Source organism: Kribbella shirazensis (assembly GCF_011761605.1).
GTDB classification, from domain to species: domain Bacteria; phylum Actinomycetota; class Actinomycetes; order Propionibacteriales; family Kribbellaceae; genus Kribbella; species Kribbella shirazensis.
Genome location: NZ_JAASRO010000001.1, coordinates 254582 through 273052, shown reverse-complemented (window position 1 = coordinate 273052; position 18471 = coordinate 254582). Strand labels below are relative to the sequence as shown.

Below are 18471 nucleotides of genomic sequence, written 5' to 3'. Positions count from 1 at the left end.
AGACGCTCAGGGTCCGGGAGTATGACGGGAATCCAGGATGTGACCTGGGTCACTCCTACTTCTCGTCGAGCCCGTCCAGGCGCAGTGGGACCAGCTTCCGCGCGTCGTCGTACGACGTGCCGGTCAGTTCGAGCAGGTCGATGATCGTGGAGCGGAGCTGGCCGAGGACGACGACCGCGGACAGTCCGGCCGGTAGCGGCATCTCCGCCGTACGGCGACCTAGCTCGCCGAGCACGCGGTGCGCGGCGACGTCGGCGGCCGGTTCGAACAGGGACTCGCCGATCAGGCGGGTGCCGTCCGCGAGACGTTCGAGCAGCATCGGGTACTCCGCGGGCATGGCCTCGTCACGCCAGACGGACACCGCGCAGCGCCGTACCAGGACCCGGGTGTTCCGGATCGCGCGATCCAGCGGTACGACGAGGTCGGCGATCTCCTGCACGCGGCCACGGTGCCGGCGGCGGAACGGGGACAGCCGGACGACCGCGACCCCCTCGTCCGCGGCGCTGCGCAGGTCGTCGAGCCGGGACTCGCTCGCGCGGGCACGGCGGAGCGCGTCGGTGACGGCCTCCTCGTCGCGGGAGCGGAGGCCGTCCGCGGTCTCGTTCAGGATCTCGGCCAGCTCGCTGAGGACGCCGGTGGCCTGTTGCCGGGGGCGCCGGATCGCCGCGGCCGGGGCGATCGTGGCGGCGGCCAGCGCGACCAGCCCGCCGAGGGCGGCGTCCTGCCAGCGGCTGAAGCCCGCGCCCGGGTTGGGGAGCAGCGTGGTGACGATCGCCGCCTGGACGCCGGCCTGGGTGGTCATCAGGTTGCCCGCACCGAGCAGTACGGCGATGCTCATCGCGAGCGCCACGACGAAGATCAACTGCGCGACGCCGGTGCCGAACGCGGCGACGAACAGGTCGCCGACGCCGACCCCGACCGCGACGCCGACCATCACCTCCGCGACCCGGCGCAGTCGCTGGCCGAAGCTGAACCCGAGACAGATCATCGCGGCGACCGGCGCGAAGAACGGCTGCTTGTGGCCGACGACGTACCGGGCGACCGCCCACGCGACGCCGGCGGCGAGGGCGCACTGGGCGATGAAGAAGGCCCGGTTGCGCCAGCGCTCGGCCCGCCGGTGGATCGACGCGCGGGACCGCCGGGCGGCCTGCGGCGCGATGTCGTCGCGCAGCTCCCGCAACTGGTCCAACGTCAGCCTGACCGGATCCACGGGCCCATTCTCCGCTGAGCTTGATTCCTCTGGTTGCGACGCGCCAAGGTGGGGCCATGACGGAGAACAACCGTGAGGACTACGGCAGCTACAGCGTCGACGACGAGGATCAGCTGCAGGCGGAGGACACGCTCGACGACCGCGGCGTCGACGACCTGCTCGACGAGGGTTACTCGCCGCCGGAGAAGTGGTCCGCGGGCGAAGGCTTCGGTACGACGGCCGACGAGGCGCTGCAGGGCGAGTCGCTGGACCAGCGGATCGCGCAAGAGGTCCCGGACGCCGACCCGTACGCCGAGGAGGGTGAGGACGTCGGCGGCCCGGAGGTCGGCACCGCCCGCTCCGGCCGGCTGGTCGCGTCCGACGAGGGCGCGCACAGCGACGAGGACGACGAGTTGTTCGCGGAGGACGTCGGCATCGACGGCGCGGCGGCCGGTGCCGAGGAGGCCGCGGTCCACGTCGTCGACGACGAGGACAACTTCGAGCTCAGCGACGACGACGAGGGCGACCTCGGCACCTACCGCGACGTCGACCTCGGCGACGTCACCGACCTGGAGGACTGACTCTCGGCCCCCTCCCTCACTGCAGCTCAGCCTGCCGCACGCCCTGCCGCACGCCCTGCCGCACGCCCGGCCGCACGCCCGGCCGCACGCCCGGCCGCACGCCCGGCCGCACGCCCGGCCCCGGGCGCCTACCTCCGCCCAGCATCTGGTGGGTCCGCCCACGAGATGCCGGGTTTGCGTCCGGGATCCGGTGGGCGAACCCTGCATCTGGTGGGTCAACCCACGAGAGGCTGGGGGTGTCAGCGAGGGGTGACGGTGACCTCGGCGCCGCGACGGGGGACGAGGGTGACGTTCTTGGGCTGGGCCGGTTCGGGTTTGGGGCGCGGGGCCTGGAAGTTGTAGGCGGTGAGGGCGGCGCGGAGGATCTCGGTGCCCTCCATCAGTGAGAAGCCGGCGCCGATGCAGCGCCGGGCACCGCCGCCGAACGGCATCCAGGTCCCGGGTGCGGGCGGATCGTCGGAGAGGAACCGCTGCGGGCGGAACTCCTCCGGCACCGGGAAGTGCTCGGCGTCCCGGTGGACCAGGCCGATCGCGGCCATGATCGTCGTACCGCGAGGCAGCCGGTAGCCCGCGATGTCGGTCGTCTCGGTCAGGCGCCGCCCGACCTGGTAGACGACCGGCCGCAACCGGAGCGCCTCCTTGAGGATCGCCTCCAGCTCGTCGTCCGCGCCCGCGTCGGCGGCCCGCTGCCCGAACTCCAGGTCCTCCGGCCGCCGGGCGAGCTCGTGGAATGCCCACGCCACCGCGGTGGCCGTCGTCTCGTGGCCGGCCAGCAGCAGCGTCACCAGCTGGTCGCGCAGCTCCGCATCCGACCACTGGCCCGCGGCAAGCAGCCGCGAGAGTACGTCGTTGCGCCCGGCGAAGGTCTCGCGCCGCCGGGCGATCTCGTCGTACAGGATCCCGTCGACCTGCTGCTGCGTGTCCAGGTACGTCTTCCACGGCCGGACCCGGAGCAACTGCGGATAGAACCCGCCCAGCATGATCACCGGCGACACCGAGACGATCTTGTCCATCAGCGGGCGCAGCGTGTTCAGCCGATCGGCATCGGTCACGCCGAAGATCACCTGCAGGATGATCTCCAGCGTCAGGTTCCGCATCCGCTGGTGCACCTTGAACGGCTCACCGACCGGCCACTTCGCCACCTCGGCCTGGGCGAGTTCGAACACCATCGCGGCGTACCCGCGAAGTGCCGCGCCGGAGAACGCCGGCATCAGCTGCTTGCGCATCCGGACGTGGTCCTCGTCGTCGAGCAGCAGCAGCGAGTGCGAGCCCATGATCGGCTCCAGCACGGTGTTGCCCTCGCCGGCGTGCATCACCGAGGGCGGGCTGCCGAAGACCTCCCGGATGTGCTCCGGCCGGCTCAGCACGACGCAGACCCGGCTCGACGGCACCAGCCGGATCGTGAACACGTCGCCGTACTTGTCCCGCATCCGCGGGAAGAACGTCTTGCGGTGACTCGCGAACAACACGGTCTGCGCGAGCGTCGGGAGCTTCGGCCCGGGCGGCAACGTGCGTGCGGTCTGCCGGTCGAGTGTCCGGGAACCGAGCAAAGGTGTCGGAGCCATACTTTTACGCTACGTCAGCCGGGTGAACACCGGGCGGCGCGTGTGCCAAAGGTGAAGGCCCGCCCGAGAGGGGATCGGGCGGGCCTTCGGGTGCGGAGGGTCAGGCGCGCTGGAAGCGGAGGGTGAGGATCTGGAACGGGCGGAGCTCGAAGCTCACCCCGTTGTCGTTCAGCTCACGATCGGCCAGGGGGCGCTCCAGAAGGTCGACCTCGGTCACCGACGCCGCCGGGAAGGACGGCGTGACGGTGGCGCGGGCGCGACCGCCGCTGGACTCGTACAGCCGGACGATCACGTCGCCGGACTGGTCGTCGGCCAGCTTGAGCGCCTCGACGATCACGTTGTCGTTGTCGACAGCAACGATCGGCTCGACGCCCGCGGCGCCGCTGACGACCCGCTCCGGCAGGTTGATCCGGTAGCCCTCCTCGATCGCCTCCGGGATGCCGGCGCCGACCACCAGCGCGTGGTTCACCGTGTGCACGCCCTGGTCGGTCTTCGGGTCGGGGAACCGCGGCGCCCGGATCAGCGACGTCCGGATCGTGGTCGTGGTCCCGCCGTCCTCCCGGGCGGTCCGGTTGATGTCGTGGCCGTACGTCGAGTCGTTGACCACGGCAACGCCGTAGCCCGGCTCGCCGACGTGCACCCAGCGGTGCGCCGCGATCTCGAACTTCGCCGCGTCCCAGGAGGTGTTCTGGTGGGTCGGCCGGAAGATGTGCCCGAACTGCGTCTCGGACGCCGACCGGTCCGCGTGCACGTCGACCGGGTACGCCGCCTTGAGGAACTTCTCCGACTCGTGCCAGTCCATCTCGGTCTCGATGTCGACCCGCTTGGCGCCCGGGCGGACCCGCAGCGTCTGGGTCACGGTGGACCGGTTGAAGGACCGCTTCACGACCACGGTCGCGACACCGTCGACGGTGCTGAAGTCGACGCTGTCGACCTCGGTCACGTCCCGGACGTTGTTCTTGTAGAACGAGTCGACGTCCCACGCGTCCCAGTGGTTCGGGGTGTCGACGTGCAGCTGCAGAAGGTTGCCCACGGCACCCGGTGCGATGACCTCGCGGCGCGCCTCGACGTCGTACAGCGAGGTGATCAGGCCGCGCTCGTCGACGGTGACCCGGATGACCCCGTTGTCCAGTACGCCGTTCTCGACCGTGACGGACTGGCCCTCGACGGCCGCGACGCCCGCGCCGAGACCGGCGACACCGTTCCGCGTGTGCGGCGCGGCGTTGAAGACGATCTGCTCCGAGCCCTCACCGGCCAGCGCCTGCTGCGCCTTCGCGATGATCGCGTTCAGCTCCTCGGCCACCCGCGCGTAGGTCTCCTCGGCCTCGCGGTGCACCCACGAGATCGACGAGCCGGGCAGGATGTCGTGGAACTGGTGCAGCAGCGCGACCTTCCACAGCCGGTCCAGGTCCTCGTACGGGTACGTGTCGAGCTTGCCCGCGACGACGGCCGCGGCGCTCCACAGCTCGGCCTCGCGGAGCAGGTGCTCGCTGCGCCGGTTGCCCTGCTTGGTCTTCGCCTGCGACGTGTACGTCGCCCGGTGGATCTCCAGGTAGAGCTCACCGGACCAGACCGGCGCGTGGTCGCGGTACTCGTCCTCGGCGGCGGTGAAGAACTCGGTCGGGGACTCGATGGTCACCCGCGGCGAGGACTCCAGGTTCGCCACCCGGCGCGCGGTCGCGACGAACTCACGGGTGGGGCCGCCACCGCCGTCGCCGTACCCGAACGGAACCAGCGAACGGGTCGCCGCGCCGTTCTCGGCGAAGTTGCGCTGCGCGTGCGCGAGCTCGCGGCCGGACAGGTCGGAGTTGTACGTGTCGATCGGCGGGAAGTGGGTGAACACCCGCGTCCCGTCCAGGCCCTCCCACCAGAAGGTGTGGTGCGGGAACTTGTTCTCCTTGTTCCAGGAGATCTTCTGGGTCAGGAACCACTTCGAACCGGACAGCTTCACCAGCTGCGGCAGCGCCGCGGTGTAGCCGAACGAGTCCGGAAGCCAGACCTCCTGGGTGTCGATGCCGTACTCGTCCAGGAAGAACCGCTTCCCGTGCACGAACTGCCGGGCGAGCGCCTCGCTGCCGGGCAGGTTGGTGTCGGACTCCACCCACATACCGCCCACGGGGACGATGTGGCCCTCGGCAACGGCCTTCTTCAGCCGCTCCCAGACCTCCGGGTAGTTCTCCTTCACCCAGGCGTGCTGCTGGGCCTGCGAGAACGCGAAGACCAGCTCCGGGTACTCCTCGGCCAGGGTGGCGACGTTGGAAACGGTCCGGGCCACCTTGCGGCGCGTCTCGCGCAGCGGCCAGAGCCACGCGGAGTCGATGTGCGCGTGCCCGACCGCGGACAGCTGGTGCGCGCTGGCGTGTGCCGGCCGGCTCAGTACGTCGGTCAGCTGGGCGCGGGCGTCCGCGGCGGTACCGGCGACGTTCTCGTAGTCGAGGGCGTCCAGCGAACGGCTCAGCGCGCGCAGGATCTCCCGGCGGCGCGGGTCCTGGGTGGACAGCTCCCGCTGCAGGCCGTCGAGCGCCTCGAGGTCCAGGATCAGGTCCCACACCTCGGCGTTGAAGACCGCCAGGTCGGCGCGGGTCAGCTGGTAGATCGGCGTGTCACCGAGCTTGGCGCCGATGTCGACCTTCGCGTAGGCGTTGTCGAGCGGGATCTCCGGGTTCGCGGCGGCCTCGACGTAGAACTCGATGTGGTCGCCGGCGGACGCCGCCGTACCGTCCGGGCCGAGGATCGAGAGCGGGGCATAGGTCTGCCGCGGGTGCAGGCCCTTGAGCGGCCGGCCGGAGGTGGTGTGCACCAGGCCCTCCGCGGAGAACCCGGGGCCGCCGCTGAAGCCGAGGTCGATGACCGCCTCGATCTCGCTGCCGGCCCACTCGGCCGGTACCTGCCCGCTGAACTTGAACCACGCGGTTCCCCAGGCCGGACCCCACGGCAGCCCGATCTGGGCCGGCTCGTAGGTCTGGGCGAGCGCCTCGGCGGGCGACACCGGCTCACCGGGTGCGTGCCACACCTCGATGTCCAGCGGGACCGCCGCGCCGTAGATCGCGGGGCGGAGTCGCTCCCGCAGGGCGCGCTTGAGCCGCTCCTCGATGAGTTGACGGTCGTCGTGCACGAAATCAGCCTCCGGGGAAGGGATCCTCACGCGGCCGCCGCGGCCGCTGGATGACAACGCTGTCACACCGACCCCGGATGCGTCCAGACGCAGTTTTTCTCTCGCTGTGTGGAATACCTGTGGGTAGCGGTTCGATTGCGGGCCGCGGACACGGCTACCCCGGAGGCCCGGTTGTTGTCTAGGTTGTCCTGCATGGATCGCCCCCGCCTGCTGACCCCTGCCCGGCCGACCGGGCCGACGTCGACCGGGATGTCCCGCCGCAGTGTGCTCGGCCTCGGTGCCGCCGCCGCGTCGGGGCTGCTGCTGCCGGGCTGCTCGCGCGGTCGCGCGGACGAGCCCGCGCCGTCGGAGGCAGCGGTGTTCGCGACCGGCAACCTGAACGGTGTCTACAACCAGTTCGGTACGGCGCTCAGCGCACTGGTCAGCGAGGTCACGGGCATGGAGCTCAAGCCGATCGTGACCGACGGGTCGGTGGCCAACCTGACCCAGGTCGCCACCGGGAAGGCCGACCTCGGATTCAGTACGTCGGACTCGGCTCTGGCGGCGTACGAGGGCACCGGCGCGTTCAGCGGCGGGCGCGGCTTGCGGTTCTCCGCGCTGGCCCGGTTGTACGACAACTACGTGCATGTCGTCGTACCGATGGCGTCGCGGGCGAAGGCACTGACGGACCTGAACCCGGACGCGAGCGACCCGGCGCGGCGGAAGATGGTCGTCAGCGTCGGCCCCAAGAGCTCCGGGACCCAGATCATCGCCGACCTGATCCTGGACCAGGCGCGGGTCGACGTGACCCGGGTCAACCTGTCGCTGGAGGCGTCGGTCAAGGCGCTGCAGCCGGTCGGCAACGCCACCCGCGGTTCGATCGACGCGTTCATCTGGAGCGGTGGCGTCCCGACCCTGCCGATCGCCAAGCTGCAGCAGTCCAGTGGGTTCCGGCTGCTGGACATCGAGAAGGAGGCGCGGGCGATCGCCCTGCAGAACTTCGGCGGCTTCGTGGTGTCGGCGATCCCGCCGTCGCAGTACGGCCTGGCCCAATCGGTGCCGACGCTCGCGGTTCCGAACTACCTGATCGCGAAGCCGAACCTGTCCGACTCCTGGGCCTGGTGGACGGTCAACACGCTGTTCCGCCGCCAGAACGACCTGATCCCGAAGCATCCCGAGGCCGGCGCCCTGGATCCCCGCTCGGCGATCGCCACGATGCCGGTCCCGCTGCACCCCGCCGCCGAGCGCTGGTACCGCCAGAACCACATCTGAGCCACCCCCACACACTCCCGCGGTCCCCGCCGCGCAAACCCTCCAGATCGGTGGTTCTCCACTCAGCTGGAGGGTTGCCCACTGAGAATTTCAGGGGGCAACCCTCCGGTTCAGGGGGCAACCCCGGGCTGCGGCAGGGGTGGGGGGTGGGCGTCAGACGTCGTAGTCGTCGATCAGGGGGACGCGGACCTCGATGACGAGACCGCCGCCGATCGGCGGGCGGGCCACGACGCGGCCGCCGACGCGGGCCGCTTCGGAGCGGACGATCGCCAGACCGAGACCGGTCCCCGGCATCTCGCGGTGGTGGGCGCTGCGCCAGAACCGCTCGCCGACCTTCTTCAGGTCCCGCGAGCCCAGTCCCAGACCGTGGTCGCGCACCGACAGCACCACTTCGGTGCCGTCCCGGGTGACCGAGACCTCCACCGGCGGGGCGCCGTACTTCGAGGCGTTGTCGAGCAGTACGTCGAGGATGTCGTCCACCTCGAGCTCCGGAGCGACCCCGCCCGGGACCATCTCGCCGACGACCAGCTCCATGTCGTCCGCGGAGTACACGGCCTTCCAGCCGACCAGCCGCTCCTTCACCGCCTGCGCCAGGTCCAGCGGCTCTTCGTTGCCTTCGGCATCGGCCGCCGACGGGCGGTCGGAGCCGGCCAGCCGGGACAGCCGCTGGACGATCCGGCCGAGCCGGTCGATGTCGCTGAGGGCGAACCGCGCGGTCGGTGACAGCCGGGACAGGCCCTCGATGTGGATCCGTGCCGAGGTCAGTGGCGTCCGCAGCTGGTGCGACGCGTCCGCGACGAACTCGCGCTCACGCTGGCGTGCCTGGTGCAGGCTCAGCGCCATCGAGTTGAAGCTGTCGCCCAGCCGGCGGAGCTCCGGCGCACGACCGTCGGTCGACACTCGGGTGTCGAGCGCCCCTCGGGTGATCTGGTGCGTCGCGTTGTCCAGGTCCTGCAGCGGCCGCAGCACCCAGCGGGTGATCGGCCGGACGATACCGACGATGATGGCGCCGATGCTGATCAGCAAACCGCCAAGGAGCAGCAGCAGGCCGCTCTGCACCTGGTCGCGGGCGTTCTCCGTCGGTACCCGCAGTACGGCGGCACCGAGCACGCTGCCGTTGTTGACGACCGGGCGGGACACGATCATCTCGCCGGAGCGCCACGGCCACAGCGCCGGCGGCTCGGGCGGCAGCCGGCCCGCCAGCGTGCTGTGCAGGGCCTCCGCGACGTCCGGCTCCTTCACGTCCACGCCGGAGACCGACGTGGCGATGACGCGGGAGTCGACGTCGACGACGAAGACCGGAGTGTCGTAGAGCTCCTGGTACCGGACCGCGAGCTCACGCAGGTTGGCGATGTCGCCGGTCTGCAGCGGGGACTCCGCCATCGCGGCGAACCAGTCCGCGTCGTTGCTCCGGGAGAGGAAAAGCGTGCGAGACGTACTCGTGGCGATGAAGTTCGCCAGCGGGATGACGGCGACGATCGCCAGCGCGACGACCATCGGGACGAGGGACTGCAGCAGTCGACGGCGCAACGGTCAGTCCGAACCCAGTCGGTACCCGACGCCCCGGATGGTCTGCACCAGTTCGGGGCGGCCGAGCTTCGCGCGCAGGCTGGCGACGTGCACGTCCATGGTGCGCGAGGAGGCCTCGAACACCGACTGCCAGGCGTACAGCGCCACCTGTTCACGGGGGACCACCCGGCCGTGGTGAGCGGCCAGCACTGCGAGCACGTCGAACTCCTTGCGGGTCAGACTGATGGGCTTGTCCGCCACCTGAACCGTCCGGGCTTCGATGTCCACGGTCAGGTCGCCGACAGTCACCCGGGGGCGGGGTTGCAAGAGACCGGTACGTCGAAGTACAGCATCGATGCGGGCCAGCAGCTCGGAAATCGCGAAAGGTTTCACCACATAGTCGTCGGCGCCGCTGCGCAACCCGCGGACCCGGTCGGCCGCCTCGCCCCGCGCGGTCACCGCGATCACCGGCACGTCGGACACCGTCCGGATCTGTCGGCACACGTTGATACCGTCCCCGTCCGGCAGTCCGAGGTCCAGCAGGACCAGGTCGCCGGGATCCGCCGCGAGGGCGTCCGCGGCCGTCCGGACGTGTGTCACCATCAGGCCGTAGCGCCGCAAAGCGGGTATCAGGGCATTGGCGATATCGAGATCGTCCTCGACCAGCAGAATCCGGACCGCGCCACTCATGCGGTGATCGTAGGCCAGGTCACGGCCTGATGTGTCAGATCTTGGTAAAGACGTAATCACACGACTCCACGCAGTGGTCGGCAACATTAGCCTTCCGGGCACAGGAGGGAACCGGTAGATGACTGTCGGTATTGGTGGCGGGGGCGGTGCGACCGTGCCCTCCGAGGCGGAACTGGCCGAGTACGAGCAGGAACGCCCCGCTCGGCGGCTTCGCCCTGCCCTGGACCTGGTGATTTCGGTCTGGTGCGCAATCATCAGTGTCGGCGTGCTGTGGCAGGTGTTCTTCCCGTTACCACAAGGCACGCAGTTCTACTTGGTGATCTTTCTCGCAGCGGTTCTGCCGATCACTTTGCTGTGTTACCGCGGCTGGAAGGTGCCGGCGTTCCGGAATCCGTTGAAGCCGCGGCCGCATGACGACCCCGGTCCGATCGACTGGATCCTCGCGATCGTTGCCCTGGCGGTCTGTGTCTATCCGCTGCTCGACTTCGACGGGTACCTGGAGCGTCGTCAGGCTCCTTCTGGGCTGGACGTGATCGCCGGCGCCGTTTTGCTGGTGCTGCTGCTCGAGGCGTGCCGTCGTACGACGGGCTGGGTCCTGCCTCTGTTCAGCCTGCTCTTCATCGCCTACGCGTACTACGGCGGGTACCTGCCGTTCACGTGGTCGCTCGCGCACCAGGGCTTCAACTTCGACGCGATCATCGCGCAGTTCACCATGGGTACGGCGGGCTTCTACGGAACGCCGTTGAACGTCGCGGCGTCGTACATCGTGCTGTTCACGATCTACGGCGCGGTGCTCGACTACTCGGGTGCGGGCAAGTTCTTCATCGACCTGTCGTTCGCGGCGTTCAAACGCAGCCGGACGGCGCCGGGACGTACGGTCACGCTCGCGGGATTCCTGCTCGGCAGTGTCTCGGGTTCGGGTACGGCGACCGCGGTGTCGCTCGGCACGGTGTCGTGGCCGATCCTGCGTCGCGCCGGGTACCCGTCCGAACCGGCAGGCGGAATGCTCGCCGCGTCCGGTATCGGCGCGATCCTCTCGCCGCCGACCCTCGGCGCGGCCGCGTTCATCATCGCGGAGTTCCTGCAGGTGTCGTACCTGAAGGTGCTCGGGTACGCCGTGATCCCGACGATCCTGTACTACCTGGGCATCCTGCTCGCCATCGAGATCGACGCCCGCAAGCACGGGACCACGTCGACCGAGGTGTCGGACCGGTCGGTGTGGCGGTTGCTGCTGCGGTTCGGGTACCACTTCCTGTCGCTGTTCGTGATCATCGGCTTCATGGCGGTCGGCGTACCGCCGTTCAAGGCCGTCGTCTACGCGGTGATCATCCAGTTCGGGCTGTCGTTCCTGGACCGTGAGCACCGGCTGACCGGGCGGCCGCTGTTCAAGGCGCTTGCCCAGGGCACCCGTTCGGTGCTGCCGGTGGCGGCGACCTGCGCGACCGCGGGCGTGATCGTCGCGGTCACCACGCAGACCGGTCTCGGCCTGAACCTGGCGGAGATCATCGTCAACGCGGCGCGGGGCCTGACCGACAACCACACGGTCGTGCTGGTCCTGACCGTGGTGCTGTCCGCGGTCGCCGTCCTGATCCTCGGGCTCGCGGTGCCGGTGACCGCGTCGTTCATCATCGCGGCGGTGATCATCTCGCCGGCGCTGGTGAACCTCGGGGTGACGCAGCCCGAGGCGTACATGTTCATCTTCTACTACGCCGTACTGTCCGAGGTGTCGCCGCCGACCGCGCTGGCCGCGGTCGCGACGTCCGCGATCACCGGCGGCCGGGTGATGCCGACGATGTGGCAGGCGTGGAAGTACACGCTGCCCGCGTTCCTGGTGCCGTTCGCGTTCGTGCTCACCGACAACGGCGCGCACCTGCTCGGTCAGGGATCGTTCGTCGGCATGGTGTGGACCACGCTGGTGTCGATGCTGGCCGTCGCCGCGCTCGCCGTGGTCACCGGCGGCTGGGTGTTCGTCCGGGCGACCTGGCTCGAGCGGGCGGTCTGCGTGCCGGCGGCCGGACTGCTGCTTTACCTCGCGCCCGTAACCATCACGGCCGGAATCTGTTTGCTACTTGTTGCCGTCGTCATCAACCTGGTCCGGCGGCAGCGCCAGGCCTCTGCCGAGGAAGGAACCGTTGCCTCATGAGACTCCGTCGCCTCCCCACCGCCGCGGTGGCGCTCGTTGCCGTCGTGTCCCTGGCCGCCTGCGGTGGCCAGCGGGAACCGTCCGGATCCGGCTCGGAATCCGGCGGCCGCCTGACGATCGCCACCGGCAACACCACGGGCGTGTACTACCAGCTCGGTGGTGCGCTGGCCTCGGTGATCTCGCAGAAGATGTCCGGGTACCGCGCGACGGCCAGTGAGACCGGCGCCTCGGTGCAGAACATCCAGGGCCTGGTCAGCGGGAACTACGACATCGCCTTCTCGCTCGGCGACTCGGCCGCGGACGCGGTCAACGGCGTGAACAGCTTCAAGTCGAAGCAGGACGTGGTCGCGCTGACCCGGTTGTACAACAACTACACACAGGTCGCCGTACGGACGTCGGCGAACATCAACTCGATCGCGGACCTGAAGGGCAAGCGGGTCTCGACCGGTTCGCCGAACTCCGGAACCGAGGTGATCGCGCGCCGGCTGCTCGAGGCCGCGGGGCTCAACCCGGCCAGCGACGTGACCGCGCAGCGGCTCGGGCTGCCGGAGTCGGTGGACGCGATGAAGTCCGGATCGATCGACGCACTGGTCTGGTCCGGCGGCCTGCCGACCGGCGGGATCACCGACCTGACCACCAGCCTGGGCAAGGGCGTGAAGCTCCTGCCGATCGCGGACCTGCTGCCGAAGATGCAGGAGAAGTACGGCTCGATCTACGCGCAGGCGCCGATCCCCGCGGCGACGTACAAGCAGCCCGCCGACGTCGCAACGATCGTCGTACCGAACGTGCTGCTGGTCCGCAAGGACATGAAGGACGAGCTGGCCGAGCAACTGACCAAGGTGCTCTACGACAACATGGCGTCGCTGGTCGCGGTGAACGCGGCCGCGAAGGGCATCACGCTGGAGAACGCCGACAAGACGGATCCGGTGCCGCTGCATCCCGGGGCGAAGAAGGCGATCGATGGTCTGAGATGACGCAGGGCTGGGTACCGGATCTGATCCGCGGCCCAGCACACACGGACCGTCCTCCCCCGCACACCAGGCGCAGCGGGGGAGGACGCAGGTCCCGGCTCCGCACACAAGGCGCAGCGGTGACGGGACCTCATGCCGGCCCCCACAACCAGGCGCAGTGCGGGCCGGCTGACCGGGCCCGGTCCTGGCGGAGGCATCCGTCGGGGCCGGGCCGCTTTCTGTCCGGCGGCGTCTACTGGTGCGCGCTCGAGTTGCCCTGGTGTGGCGATTCGTCTTGCTGCGGTTCTTCCTGGTGCGGCATCGGGGTGCCGTAGAGGTAGTGGGAGAGGGCGGAGTCGCGCTTCGGGTGGGCGTGGTACTTCGTCGGCACGACCCGTCCCTCGGCGTTGTCCCAGGCGGTGTCGGCCATCCGCCACATCCGGTGCGCCAGCCGGCCGGCGATCCCGGTGTGCGGGGAGTACGGGTGCGCCCGGGTCGGTGCGACCTCCTCCGCCTCCAGCAGGTCCTCGGTCAGGATGTTCACGTCCGGGTCGTCGAGCTGTTCGGAGATCTGGTGGCTGTACGTCGCCTCCATCGTCTCGTGCTCGCCGAGCAGCCGGTCGATCTGCTGCCACAGGTCGCTGTGATGCAGGTGCAGGAACCGGCTGTCGCCGTACTGCCGTCCTTTCAGGAGGCGCAGGGAGCGCTCCAGCTCCTTCGCGTTGCCGACGTACCTGGTGACGAGCTCGTCCCCGTCCGGGAGTCGCCGGACGTGCGGGAGGAGCACGTCCTCGGCCGCGGCGAGATGCTGCGCCGCGATCGCGTAGAACCAGTCGGTCTGATGCCGTCGCTCAGGGTGCGCCGCATCCGGATGATGAGCCGGCTCGGCCAGCTCCCGGATCCGCGCGTGTTCGTAGGTCAGGGCCATTTCGAGCGTCGAAGCGGTCACGACAACCACCTCCAGAGGGTCTCTCCCAGCGTGTGCCCATCCCACCCCATCCGCAACCACCCCACCCCGTTCCGTAACCCTCCCCACCCACCAGAGTCAGCCCCCAACCCCACACCCGCCCCACCCCGGCCCGTCCGGGGCGTCAGAGGTTGAGTTCTCGGAGCGGGTTGCCGCCGTCGATGAAGAGCTTTCCGCCGGGGACGAGCGCCGCCGCGATCTGCTGCTTCGCGGCGAACTCGAGGTCCGGGTGGCGCCCGTCGAGCGCTCCGACCCGGACGGCGAACGCGAGGTCGTACGGCGCCTCGCCCGCCGCCAGCATGAACTCCTCGACCGTCGCCTGCCGAAACGCGATGACACCGGCCGCGATCAGCTCCTCGGATCCGGCGACCGCCAGCGCGATCGCCTTCGCCGACCGATCCACACCCAGGACAAACCCGCTCGGCCCCACCCGGCGTGCCACCTCCCGAGCCGCCGCCCCCGGCCCACAGCCGATCTCCAGCACCCGAAGCCCACCCTGCAACGGCAACGCCTCAACCACCCCAGCCAACCGCCCTGACAACTTCTCCGCCATCCCACTCACCTCCACCCCGACCCTGCCCCATCACGGGCTCAGTCGGTACCGATCCACTTGCAGTAGCCGTTGGTTGCAACAGAACCGCCCGCCGCGGGAGGCGCGGCGGGCGGTTGCTGACGGTGGGGACGGTCAGGCGTCCGAGCTCTTCTTCCAGAGGTTGATGCCGGCCTCTACGGCGTCGGCGTCGATGGCCTCGAGTTCCTCGGGGGTGAACTGGAGGTTGCGGACCGTTGCGAGGTTGTCCTCCAGTTGGGCGACGCTGGAGGCGCCGATCAGGGCGCTGGTGACGCGGTCGTCGCGGAGGGTCCAGGCGAGGGCGAGCTGGGCGACGGACTGGCCGCGCTGCTTGGCGATCTCGCTCAGGGCGCGGACGTGCTTCAGGGTGTCCTCGGTCAGCGAGTCGGGGTTGAGGGACTTGCCCTGCGCCGCCCGGGAGTCCGAGGGGATGCCGCCCAGGTACCGGTCCGTGAGCACGCCCTGCGCCAGCGGCGAGAACGCGATCACGCCGACACCGAGTTCACCCACCGCGTCCAGCAGGTCCTCCTCGATCCACCGGTTCAGCATCGAGTACGACGGCTGGTGGATGAGCAGCGGCGTACCGAGCTCCGCCAGGATCCGCGCGGCCTCCCGGGTCCGGTCCGCGGAGTACGACGAGATGCCGGCGTACAGCGCCTTGCCGGACCGCACCGCCGCGTCCAGCGCACCCATCGTCTCCTCGAGCGGGGTGTCCGGGTCGAACCGGTGCGAGTAGAAGATGTCGACGTAGTCCAGGCCCATCCGGCTCAGTGACTGGTCGAGCGACGCGAGCAGGTACTTGCGCGAGCCGCCGCCCTGACCGTACGGCCCCGGCCACATGTCGTACCCGGCCTTGGTCGAGATGATCAGCTCGTCGCGGTACTTCTTGAAGTCCCGCGCGAAGTGCGTCCCGAAGTTCGTCTCCGCCGATCCGTAGGGCGGACCGTAGTTGTTCGCCAGGTCGAAGTGCGTGACGCCGAGGTCGAACGCCCGCCGCAGGATGTCCCGCTGCGTCGCGAACGGCTTGTCGTCGCCGAAGTTGTGCCACAGCCCCAGCGAGATCGCCGGCAGTTGGAGCCCGCTCCGGCCCGTCCGCCGGTAGGTCATCTGGTCGTCGTACCGGCCCGCAGCCGCCACATAATCAGTCACGGAACCCCAGTCTGCCCCATGTCACAACAAGTGCAAACCCCCTTGTTTTTCAGCAGAAACTCCAGCACTGACATCAAGAACCCCACCTTCTTGATCGTCAGGTGAGACCGGTCCACGGGGCGGGCGGGGAGGTGGTGAAGAAGTGGAGGAGATTGATGAGGCGGCTGGCGGTGGGGGCGGTCCAGTGGCGTTGGTTGGGGTCGGGGGTGGACGGGATCCTGGCCAGGGCCCAGTGGAGGTGGAACCAGAGGGTGGCGGCGGCGAGGTCCTGCTCGGAATCGGATGTCTGGGAGTGGCGGACGTAGTCGGGCAGGAGGACGGCTACCTGGGTCAGGGGGAGTTTGGCGAAGTCCATCGCGCGTGGGGCCCAGGCTGCGTCGCCCCAGTCGATCAGAGCGCGGAGATTGTTGGCTGGGTCGACGAGAAGGTTGTGGGCGGCAACATCTCCGTGGATCAGGACCTTCGGCCTGCTCCTGTCGATGCGATCGGCGAGCCGCGTGAACCAGCCCGTCAGCCAGTCCGCCGTCCCCGGGTCGAGGTAGCCCCGGCTGCCGAGCTCGTCGACCGTCCGCCACGGATCACTCCAGTCGTCCTCCGGCACGACCGGAGCAGCTCCGGCTGCACCGGCGGCTACGGGGGCGCCGTCAGTTCCGGTGGCTCGGGCGGGTGGTTCGTTGTGGAGGTCTAGTTGGTGGAGGCAGGCCAGTTGTTCGGCGAGGCGGGGTGGGAGGTCGGTGGGTTCGGTGCCGTGGACACGTTCCGTGACGACGTACGGCGAATCGGCGAGGCGGCGGGTGTCGTCGTACTGGATGATCGCGGGCGTCAGGACGCCGACGGACCGGGCGGCCGGTACGACGTGGGTCTCCTTCAGGAGGTCGGCCTCGAAACCCGGACGGCAGACTCGCAGGAAGAGCTTCTCGCCGAGGACGAACCCGCGGTTGGCGACGCCGCCGGCGACTTCTTTCACCTCTGCCGGGTCGACGCCGTGACGCCGGGCGATCTCGGTCACCTGGTCGAGGACATCGTGTTGCTCGCCCAATCCACATCTCCGTTGTTCGCGTGATCCGCCGGCCGGTTCCCGGGAGGTGGGTGCGGCGGCGTCCATCGAGTTTGATGTACTGCGGGCGTGCGTGTCGATGTAGATCCCGAGACCGTCGGGCGGCGGGACTTCTACGCGCTGCTCAACTCCGTCGTCGTACCGCGACCGATCGCGTGGGTGTCGAGCCGCTCCGCCGCCGGCGTGCTGAATCTGGCGCCGCACTCGTTCTTCACCGTCTCGTGTGTGCAGCCGCCGATGGTGCAGTTCACCTCGGTCGGGCGCAAGGACAGCCTGAACAATGTCGAGGCGACCGGCGAGTTCGTGGTGAACTTCGCCGCCGAGCCGCTCTACGAACAGGTCAACGCCTCCGGGACGAACTTCCCGCCGGAGCTCTCCGAGTTCGAGGCGATCGGTGTGACCGCCGAACCGTCCCGGACGGTCGCCGTACCGCGGGTGGCGGAGTCGCCGGTGGCGATCGAGTGCACCCTGCACACCACTCTCGAACTCGGCGACTGCACCCTCGTCATCGGCCAGGTCCGGCATCTCGCGATCGATGCCGCGATGATGGACGACGGTCATCCCGAGGTCCGTCGGCTCCGGCCGCTCGCCCGGCTCGGCAAGGACGAGTGGACCACCCTCGGCGAGGTCCGCGAGATCTCCCGTATCCGCTACTCCGACTGGCCCGGTCATTTCACACCTCCTGGTGATTAGGTCCTGTCTGGTAATCCAGACAGGACCTAGCAGTCTCTAGTTGCTCAAGGCATCGGGTATCGGGACTGGGCGGCGCCTTCCCGGGTGGCGAGGAGTTTCGTCAGGGACTCGAGCTCGGGGGAGAGGCGTAGCGGGGCGTGGTCGGGGAGCTCGGTCGTGGCGGGGTGCCAGGTAAGGCCGGGGGTCACCAGGTGGACCTCCGGGGACAGCGGGCCGGGATCGCGGGAGTAGCAGCGAGCCGCGACGTTCAGGAGGACGCCGAGGGCCGGGAGGACGGAGAGGTCCTCGATGACGTGCAGGATGAGCGTGTCGCGGGCCGGCAGAGCGGCGAGCACGCCGTACGGCGGATGCTCCACCTGCAGGGTCTCGCGCAGGACGGTGTCGAGGACGAGTGCGCGTGAGGCGGCGTACCCCGTACCGCTGACGAAGGTGATCCGGAGGTCGTCGTGGTCGACGTACTCGACCTGGTCCTTGAGGCGGCGGAGGTTGGCGAGGCCGAACCGCTCGGCGTCCGACCAGGTGAGGCCCAGGTCGGCGGGCTCGAAGTACATCGTCACGACGCCGTCGGTCTCCGCGGACGGGACCGAGATCAGGCCGGGCAGGAAGTCGGGGCGGTCGCTGGTCCAGGACGACGGCAGGGCGTCGCGCGGGACGAGGCGCTGGATCAGCTCGCGCTCGGGATCGGCCGGTGGCGGCGGTGGTCCCTGGCTGAGCTGCGCCAGCATCCCGGTGAAGTGTTCCTCGATCAGTGACGGCCAGCGGTCCTCCTCGAAGCGGGCGATGATTCGGGCGAGGTTGCTGAGCCCCAGGACGGGTCGATCGGCGGACGGATCGGCGGGGACGAGCGCGGCACCGCCTTGATAGGTGACGGTGAGCCCGAGATCGGTGGCCGCGCGCAGCGCCAGGTGCACGAGGCGATCGGCCTGGCGCCGCGACAGGGGTGTCAGCACCGGGTCGGGGAGGTTGGACTGCGGTGGGATGTTGCCTTGGGCATGTTCGGCGGTGTCGATGCGCATCGGGGTCCTCCTGGTCAGCAACGGC

At 69.6% G+C, this 18471-nt stretch carries 15 protein-coding genes; 5 read left to right on the top strand and 10 right to left on the bottom strand.

What is annotated here, in order from left to right:
• Positions 1–55: 55 nt before the first annotated feature.
• On the bottom strand, positions 56–1210 hold the full coding sequence (locus tag BJY22_RS01290) for an FUSC family protein (RefSeq protein ID WP_167203346.1): 1155 nt from the start codon (positions 1208–1210) through the stop codon (positions 56–58).
• Between the two features lie 56 nt (positions 1211–1266).
• Here BJY22_RS01290 and BJY22_RS01285 point away from each other — a divergent pair, with 56 nt between their 5' ends.
• Complete coding sequence (locus BJY22_RS01285; RefSeq protein ID WP_167203345.1) at positions 1267–1770, top strand: DUF5709 domain-containing protein; 504 nt, start codon at positions 1267–1269, stop codon at positions 1768–1770.
• A gap of 239 nt (positions 1771–2009) precedes the next feature.
• On the opposite strand, the gene BJY22_RS01280 is transcribed toward BJY22_RS01285, so the two are convergent.
• Positions 2010–3335, bottom strand: a complete 1326-nt coding sequence (locus BJY22_RS01280) for a cytochrome P450 (RefSeq protein WP_167203344.1) — start codon at positions 3333–3335, stop codon at positions 2010–2012.
• A gap of 100 nt (positions 3336–3435) precedes the next feature.
• Complete coding sequence (locus tag BJY22_RS01275) at positions 3436–6450, bottom strand: glycoside hydrolase family 38 N-terminal domain-containing protein (RefSeq protein WP_167203343.1); 3015 nt, start codon at positions 6448–6450, stop codon at positions 3436–3438.
• A gap of 192 nt (positions 6451–6642) precedes the next feature.
• On the opposite strand from BJY22_RS01275, the gene BJY22_RS01270 reads away from it, so the two are divergent.
• Positions 6643–7701: a TAXI family TRAP transporter solute-binding subunit gene (locus BJY22_RS01270; protein ID WP_238350261.1), complete on the top strand. Its 1059-nt coding sequence runs from the start codon at positions 6643–6645 to the stop codon at positions 7699–7701.
• Between the two features lie 153 nt (positions 7702–7854).
• On the opposite strand, the gene BJY22_RS01265 is transcribed toward BJY22_RS01270, so the two are convergent.
• On the bottom strand, positions 7855–9231 hold the full coding sequence (locus BJY22_RS01265; protein WP_238350260.1) for a sensor histidine kinase: 1377 nt from the start codon (positions 9229–9231) through the stop codon (positions 7855–7857).
• Between the two features lie 3 nt (positions 9232–9234).
• The gene (locus BJY22_RS01260) at positions 9235–9900 is read right to left on the bottom strand and encodes a response regulator transcription factor (RefSeq protein ID WP_012918592.1); all 666 of its coding nucleotides are present in this window, start codon (positions 9898–9900) and stop codon (positions 9235–9237) included.
• A gap of 118 nt (positions 9901–10018) precedes the next feature.
• Between BJY22_RS01260 and BJY22_RS01255 the strand changes: the two genes are divergently transcribed.
• Positions 10019–12043 (top strand): TRAP transporter permease, encoded by a 2025-nt coding sequence (locus tag BJY22_RS01255; protein WP_167203342.1) that lies wholly within the window; start codon positions 10019–10021, stop codon positions 12041–12043.
• Positions 12040–13017 (top strand): TAXI family TRAP transporter solute-binding subunit, encoded by a 978-nt coding sequence (locus tag BJY22_RS01250; RefSeq protein WP_167203341.1) that lies wholly within the window; start codon positions 12040–12042, stop codon positions 13015–13017. The genes BJY22_RS01255 and BJY22_RS01250 overlap by 4 nt, the downstream gene beginning before the upstream one ends.
• A 229-nt stretch (positions 13018–13246) precedes the next feature.
• On the opposite strand, the gene BJY22_RS01245 is transcribed toward BJY22_RS01250, so the two are convergent.
• The 4 genes from BJY22_RS01245 to BJY22_RS01230 all read right to left on the bottom strand — a co-directional run bounded on the left by BJY22_RS01245 (position 13247) and on the right by BJY22_RS01230 (position 16719).
• On the bottom strand, positions 13247–13942 hold the full coding sequence (locus BJY22_RS01245; RefSeq protein ID WP_167203340.1) for a hypothetical protein: 696 nt from the start codon (positions 13940–13942) through the stop codon (positions 13247–13249).
• Between the two features lie 142 nt (positions 13943–14084).
• A complete protein-coding gene (locus BJY22_RS01240; RefSeq protein ID WP_167203339.1) occupies positions 14085–14513 on the bottom strand; it encodes a class I SAM-dependent methyltransferase in 429 nt (142 codons plus the stop codon).
• Positions 14514–14645: 132 nt separating this feature from the next.
• Entirely contained in the window at positions 14646–15680 is a 1035-nt protein-coding gene (gene mgrA, locus BJY22_RS01235; protein WP_167203338.1) for an L-glyceraldehyde 3-phosphate reductase, read from the bottom strand.
• Between the two features lie 97 nt (positions 15681–15777).
• A complete protein-coding gene (locus BJY22_RS01230; protein WP_167203337.1) occupies positions 15778–16719 on the bottom strand; it encodes a phosphotransferase family protein in 942 nt (313 codons plus the stop codon).
• A gap of 87 nt (positions 16720–16806) precedes the next feature.
• On the opposite strand from BJY22_RS01230, the gene BJY22_RS01225 reads away from it, so the two are divergent.
• The gene (locus BJY22_RS01225; protein ID WP_167203336.1) at positions 16807–17430 is read left to right on the top strand and encodes a flavin reductase; all 624 of its coding nucleotides are present in this window, start codon (positions 16807–16809) and stop codon (positions 17428–17430) included.
• A gap of 44 nt (positions 17431–17474) precedes the next feature.
• Here the strand turns inward: BJY22_RS01225 and BJY22_RS01220 are convergent, their stop codons facing one another.
• Entirely contained in the window at positions 17475–18446 is a 972-nt protein-coding gene (locus BJY22_RS01220; protein WP_167203335.1) for a DUF1444 domain-containing protein, read from the bottom strand.
• Between the last annotated feature and the right edge of the window lie 25 nt (positions 18447–18471).